Origin of the sequence: Microvirga sp. 2MCAF35 (genome assembly GCF_052115545.1) — a bacterium.
GTDB lineage: Bacteria > Pseudomonadota > Alphaproteobacteria > Rhizobiales > Beijerinckiaceae > Microvirga.
In genome coordinates, this window is the sequence record NZ_JBFRGW010000010.1 from 115,888 (window position 1) to 122,376 (window position 6,489).

Genomic DNA, 6,489 nt, shown 5'->3' on the forward strand with positions numbered 1-6,489 from the left:
GAGTAAGCATGGTAGAGATTGTCGACAAGAGGATATCTGGTGGCGAGGATATTCATCCAGCGCCACAGGGAGAAGTCCTGGATGTAGTGCTCATCATCGATGATCTTGGAATCGGTGGCGCGCAACGTGTTCTGGAGGTTCAGCTCCGTGCCATGCTCAATGGACCTTACTCGGTCCGCGTGATCAATCTTTCCAAGCCCAGCGCTGCGTCTGACAGGATACGGGCCATGGGAATCGAACTGGTCGAGATACACCAGCGCAGTCTGTACGATGTGGCTGCCTGGAAGACGCTGAAGAGCATCATCCTGCAATGGCGTCCGAAAGTGATCCATGCACACCTGACCCACGCCACGATCGTCGGTGCGGTTCTATCGTGGGCCGTGGGAGCGCGGTTCATCGTGACGCTACATAGCCAAGGTCCGGAAGCGGATGGATGGCGTTCTCACATGAAGAACGCATTGGAGCGGTTGGTCCTAAGCTACGGTTCCGATCTTATCGTGGCCTGTGGTCCGCGTGTCGCGAAGATGCAGTACGAACGTACTGGCCGCACACCCGTAAGCATCATCGAAAATCGAATCGAGCGGTCGCCCATGTGGAGCCCGGACGCGCGAAGCCAGGTGCGCTCCTCTCTCGGATACGGACCGCGGGACATCATTATGATATCCGTCGGGAGGCTTACGGTCGCAAAGGGATTCGATATCCTGATCAGAGCGTTCAGTCAGGTAAATCGTTCGTGTCCATCTGCCAAGTTGCTCATTGTCGGCGGAGGTGACGATCACGACCGTCTGGTGCAAATCATCGATGAACTCGGCGCGCATCATTATGTGCAGTTGACGGGTGCTCGATCCGACGTGGGAAAGCTGATGGCTGCCGCGGATGCGTTCGTCCTGCCGTCATTGTGGGAGGGCCTGCCCATGGTCCTGCTTGAGGCGATGGCGGCCGGGTTGCCCGTGATAGCGACCGATGTTGGCGATGTCTCCACCGTCATCAAGGACGGGGCTGGAATTCTTGTTCCGCCAGCGGATGAAGAGAAGCTGGCGCATGCACTGACGGAAGTTGCGAGCAAAGCCGAGCTGCGTGCGGCACTTTCGGAACGCGGCAATCATCTCGCAAAAAAGTACACAGACCTCGAAGGGTTTTCGCAGGAATTGCATTCCGCTTATGCCCAAGGCGCCCAGTGAAAGCAGTTTTGATGAGCAAAGAGTGCCTGAGAACCAGTTCTGAACCCGATCAGAGCTTAAATGTACTTCTGATCGCCACGCGGGACATTCGTGGACAAATGACCGGGCGCAAGTCCGTACTGAACACCACCGTGAATTGCCTGCTGAGCCTGGGTCACAGAGTTGTCATCGCGCATTTCGACGCTGGCGTGTCCGGCACCGAACCGGTGATGTCCGATGCAGGCGATCAGGTGCGCTACTACCGCATTCATGGTCCGCGGCCGTGGGAGCTGATGACGCAACTCGGCCTTGGATTCCTGCTCGGTACGAAACCTCTGAACGAATGTCTGTACTCGGGTAGCAGGGCGCGGATTGCATTGCAGAGTATCGCGCGTTCCGAGAAGATCGACGTTGTGATTACGGATATGGTCCGGACAGCCGCATATGGCGAGCTTCTGAACCTGCCGTGGATATCCGATTTGGACGATCTGCTATCCCTGCGGTATAGCCTGATCGCGAAAGAACGTAAGAACCTGGATGGTCTTCTCGGATATCACAAAGCACCTGCCTTGCGGGCCTTGAACCGATTGGCTCGGCCAGTGATCAAGTCGGTACTGCGTAAAGAATCGGCGATCATCGCGCGTCGAGAGAAAGATATAGCTCAACGAGCGGATTTGACGCTGACGGTCAGTTCAGCAGAGGCGGAGATCCTCTCTTTCAGATCATCTCGACTGATCTCCACCACTCCAATTCTCGTCAGGGGGCCGAGCCAGATCTCGCCGCTGGCGGAGCGGCCCCACGAGCTGGTTTTCCTTGGTGGCCTTTCGTATCAACCGAATAGAGACGCCGTATACAAGTTCGACACCGAGACCTTGCCTCAACTGAGCTCATATGCAGCAGGCGGACTATCTCTCCATGTCATTGGAGGCGGAGAGAATGGCGTCAGCTATAAATTTTCGCCTTCTATACGGTTCGTCGGTTATGTCGAAGACCTCGATTCCGAGCTGCAGAAATATAAAGCGATGCTGCTCCCGGAACTCGTGCAGGGTGGGATCAAAACGAAGGCAATTCATGCTGCTCTGAACGGGGTCATCATTCTTGCCCACGACAGCGCGATAGCTGGAATGCGTCTTCAGCCGAACGTCGATGTTCTCACTTGGAGATCTTCTGCCGAACTGGCAGCGCTCCTGGGCCTCGTTCGCGACGATGATTCCAGCCTAGGCCGGATCGCAGTCAACGCCCGACAATGGGCTATCGCCAATTTCGGTGAACAAAGGGCGGAGGCACAGTGGCGGGAATATCTGTCCTTGGTAACGGCTGGACCCGAAATGGCGTCGTCAAAGTTATCTCGCGCCTCTGAAGGGGAGACGAACTCTCAGGGGCGCTTGTCTCTGTCTGGGCTCAGTTCCGCGCGGATTGGCCCGTGAAGAAGGTGGTTCTAAAATGGTGGGGTCAACAGGGCCCGAGACGGCCTCGATCTGGGAAGGTTTCTGGCGCCTCTACGAACTGACAGAAGCAGGATCATTGTTTTGGCGAATAGGGGATATGAATGGCTGTCTGTCTGAAGGCTAATCGAACTTCGGTTCGAACTCGGGTGTTCCTTGCTGCTCTGGGCAGCCTGTTCGTGTCTTCCAATGCCAGCGTCGCTGCCGAGTACAGACTTGCGCCGGGTGATACGATCGAAATTACCATTACGGGAGCGGCGCAGCTTCAACAGAAGGCAGTCTTAGGCCTGGATGGCATTGTTTCGCTTCCGGTCATGGGTGAGATCAATGCGTCCGGCCTCTCGCTGACCGAGCTTCGTTCGAAAATAGCGGCAGAAATGCCGAACAAGATGATGCGCCAGCGGACCGCAGAAGGGCGAGAACTCATCTTTACGATCCTGCCGCAAGAAGTCACGATCAACGTCGCAGAATATCGTCCGATCTATGTAAGCGGCGACGTATCGAAACCTGGCGAGCAGCCATTCCGTCCGGGCGTGACGGTTCGGCAGGCGCTTGCAATTGCCGGCGGTTACGACGCCATGCGTCTGCGAACCGATAATCCGCTCACGCAGTTGGTGGACTCAAGGAGTGAGTACGAGACACTTCAAATACAGTTCGTTCAAGCAATGCTGCAGGTCAAGCGTTTGAAGACCGAGTTGGGTGAGCCTGCAGAACTCGATGAAACGGCGATCGACAATATGCACATTCCCGAAGTGCTGATTGCTGAAATATCGGCAGTCGAGAATGAGCGTTATGAAAGTAGAACAAGCAATATAAAGAAAGAAAAAGAATATATGGTGCGGAGGATCGCCCAGTTCGATTCTCAGATATCGATCCTGTCCGACCAGCAGCAGAAGGAAAAGGAGGCGATGCAGAGCGATCTGGACGATCTGAAAAACCTTAAGGATTTTCACGATCGTGGAACGGTCCCGATTACCCGCGTCATGGATGCAAAGCGGGCGAGCCTTGTGTCCGCGTCAAGGCATCTCCAGGCGATGGCGCAGTTGGAACAGGCTCGAAAGGAACGCGAAGAGGTCGTTCGCAATCTCGCCAAGGTCGATGAAGCGAGGCGAGATGAACTCCTGACAGAGTTGCAGAATGCCAATCTTCAGCTTTCGTCCATGCGCCCTCGGTTGGCGGCACTTCAGCAAAAGCTTCTTGCCTTTACTGGAAGCGTTCGCTCGCAATCCTTGGAACGTTCAAATTCGCGGCCGGAGATTTCCATTTCGCGAAAAGTGAATGATCGGTTCGAGAGGATCGTATCGGGCGAGAACACGGAACTTCTGCCGGGAGATGTCGTCGAAGTTGCGCTGCGTATCGACTGACGCGACGCGGGTCGTCTGGAACGTGTGGTGCGGTGCCGACGAGAGCAGGTTAACTTCAGTCAACGCGCTGGTACGTTGGCTACATCGAGGCCTTGCATAGTCGGTAGGCCATGCAGGCCTGAGGGAGCCGACAATTGGAATGCTTGGAAGTATGCGTTGTTTTTTCGGCATGAATCTGTGCCAGCAGGCTTAGAAATCCAGATTGAAGCATGAACAGTTTTCCGTGCTCTGATCGGGCCGAGCGCCCGTGAGGCAATGACAGCATTGCCGGCAGCATCACATCGAGAGTGGAAGCAAGCATAAGATCGTCATCTCGGCTTGCTCAGTTCAGATGTAGACAGAGAGTCGACCCAGCCCGTCGACAATCTGGCATTTCGTTCCGCTTCGCCGCGAACTCGGGGACGCGGGATGGCGGCACTGTTCCCATTTTACGGCATTGGCGGGAAAGAGTGGTTCGTCTCCATTCCAGTTTCTGCGGGATCTGCCCCGTGCTCGAGCAAGATGCAACGCAGGCGCGCCGGTTAAAAAGGCGGCCTGCCGGTGGTGCATCCTTCGACTGAACGTCATAGATGTTCGAAACGAAACAAAGATTACTCTTGATGGTATCCCGGCGGGGTTGATCCGACACGCCGTTCAAGAATGCTGCCCGGAAACGCAGAGGAGATTATGCCACGCAAGTGGAAATAGCACCTGTGCTTGCCGAACTTCGGCACTCATGAGTGATGTGGCACTCTTCTATCGGCAGCAGGATTTCCGATAAGATCGCAAGCGGCAAGATCGAGCCTTACGTAAGCTTTCCGAGACGGCGGTCGGTGATAAGCAGCGAGTTGCAACTCTCTCCTGGGCCCTTCTTGAGCTGATCGCCGTCCAGGTGGTATACCTTGTATCCGAAATTCTGCAGCAGAGACTCGATCCTTGGATCTTCCGCGTAATCTTCGATCAACAGCACCGGCTCCAGGCGCGCCAAGGTCTCGGTTCCGCCTAGGAGCACACTGTACTCATACCCCTGCACATCGAGCTTGATAAAAGAAGGCGAAAGCTTCAGTGCATCGAGTGTTTCGATATGGCATTGGACTTCGATGATACTGAGCTTCGATCGTTTGTAACCATACACATAATTTGCGTTGAGAAAGTTCTCAGCTTCGGTCCTATCGATCGAGGCGAGCCCGTCGTAGACGCAACGATTATATGTCGGGACATAGAGTGTAAACGTGCCCGGCACGTTACCTAATCCCGCAGCATGGACGGTTATGTTGGTTCGCCGCGCATAGCGCGCCTGGAGCATTGCGGCTAACGATGGATTTGGCTCAAACGAATGGATATGCGCGTTGCGGCGGAACAGGAGGATCGACTCGATCGATTGTCCTTGGTTAGCTCCGATATCGAGAAATAGGTCCTGCGGATCGGAAAAGCGCTTGATGATCCGAAAGTCTCTCTCATGAGGAGTGTTGAGAATTCTATGGCCATGACGATATAGAGCATTCTTAGCCGTCTTCAGCCCCGGAAAAGCGCCCTGAGCTGCTCGAAATGTTCTCATAATTGCTGGATGCATAAGAAGCTCCACACTTGAACGAGCGGTCCATCCCATAAGCGGTCTAGAGCTGTTTCGATTGGGATGGATTCCGATCATTTGTGAGGATTAGCCTTGAAGGGTTGAGATGCAAGCAATCAACAGGGGGATATTGGTGCCGAAGGCTACTCAAATCGGGTTATTCTTCAATGGAGGCCTTCATGCAGCGACGTTCGGTGGTCGATCGTTGCTCTTCCATCCTTCTCCAGAAAGCAACGGGCCATTCCGTCCTTGGTGCGTGCCGTAAGCTTTGGGTACTCGGCAGCGTCGCCATATTGATGTCACATTTCGTGTTATACCTCATGGCCAATCAAATAATGATAACGAAAAATTAAAAAGAGATAGGGGTATTACATGAAGATCGATACAGAATAGGCCGACAGGGCCCGGATTACGCTTGGCGCTTGACCTAGCGTTTCTCTCATCTGACCCTACCGGTCTGATGATCGCGCCAGCTATTGGCGCTGCCACCTTCCGTAAAGTTATCTCTCTTTAGATTTCGCATACGTAATACTTGCGTATGCTTCGTATTGGCATGGCAGATCGATTTAGATCTCTACAAGCCAATCTTCCGTGTGCATCGGAGCCAGCGGAAGGACAAAGTTGCTACAAAGCTCGATTTGTTTAGGAGGTAGAAAATACACAGAGTATTAAAATGAAAATTGTTAGTATTATTTCCCGTATCACAAATGTACTGATTTTTATTTCTTGAAAATTGCATTGCGTGCAATCGACTTAGAGCCTCAGCACGCAAGCTTCCCCATCAATTTTTGAACGAAAGCATAGCGAGAAAAGTTATGGCCACTATTTATGTTTCGACGACGGGCAGCGACACGGGTTCGGGTGCATCCGGTAGCCCGGTGAAATCGATCACCAAAGCCGCCCAGCTCGCCAAGGCGGGCGACACCGTGCTGGTCGCCGGCGGCGTCTACAACGGCAACGTCTCGATC

General features: G+C 54.0%; 5 protein-coding genes. 4 read left to right on the plus strand and 1 reads right to left on the minus strand.

The window, feature by feature from the left end:
• The first annotated feature begins 8 nt into the window (after nucleotides 1-8).
• From AB4097_RS07750 to AB4097_RS07760, 3 genes are all read left to right on the plus strand, one after another.
• Nucleotides 9-1,181 (plus strand): glycosyltransferase, encoded by a 1,173-nt coding sequence (locus AB4097_RS07750; RefSeq protein ID WP_442038146.1) that lies wholly within the window; start codon nucleotides 9-11, stop codon nucleotides 1,179-1,181.
• 98 nt (nucleotides 1,182-1,279) lie between these two features.
• The gene (locus AB4097_RS07755; RefSeq protein WP_442038148.1) at nucleotides 1,280-2,587 is read left to right on the plus strand and encodes a glycosyltransferase; all 1,308 of its coding nucleotides are present in this window, start codon (nucleotides 1,280-1,282) and stop codon (nucleotides 2,585-2,587) included.
• Between the two features lie 122 nt (nucleotides 2,588-2,709).
• The gene (locus AB4097_RS07760; RefSeq protein WP_442038150.1) at nucleotides 2,710-3,969 is read left to right on the plus strand and encodes a polysaccharide biosynthesis/export family protein; all 1,260 of its coding nucleotides are present in this window, start codon (nucleotides 2,710-2,712) and stop codon (nucleotides 3,967-3,969) included.
• A gap of 784 nt (nucleotides 3,970-4,753) precedes the next feature.
• Here the strand turns inward: AB4097_RS07760 and AB4097_RS07765 are convergent.
• Nucleotides 4,754-5,521, minus strand: a complete 768-nt coding sequence (locus tag AB4097_RS07765) for an FkbM family methyltransferase (protein ID WP_442038152.1) — start codon at nucleotides 5,519-5,521, stop codon at nucleotides 4,754-4,756.
• Between the two features lie 815 nt (nucleotides 5,522-6,336).
• On the opposite strand from AB4097_RS07765, the gene AB4097_RS07770 reads away from it, so the two are divergent.
• On the plus strand, nucleotides 6,337-6,489 hold a 153-nt coding region (locus AB4097_RS07770), incomplete at its 3' end, for a DUF1565 domain-containing protein (RefSeq protein WP_442038156.1).

What these genes read in the sequence shown, in the direction of transcription:
- AB4097_RS07750 (WP_442038146.1), top strand. Translation starts at nt 9, where the DNA reads ATGGTAGAGATTGTCGACAAGAGGATATCTGGTGGCGAGGATATTCAT.
- AB4097_RS07755 (WP_442038148.1), top strand. Translation starts at nt 1,280, where the DNA reads ATGACCGGGCGCAAGTCCGTACTGAACACCACCGTGAATTGCCTGCTG.
- AB4097_RS07760 (WP_442038150.1), top strand. Translation starts at nt 2,710, where the DNA reads ATGGCTGTCTGTCTGAAGGCTAATCGAACTTCGGTTCGAACTCGGGTG.
- AB4097_RS07765 (WP_442038152.1), bottom strand. Translation starts at nt 5,521, where the DNA reads ATGCATCCAGCAATTATGAGAACATTTCGAGCAGCTCAGGGCGCTTTT.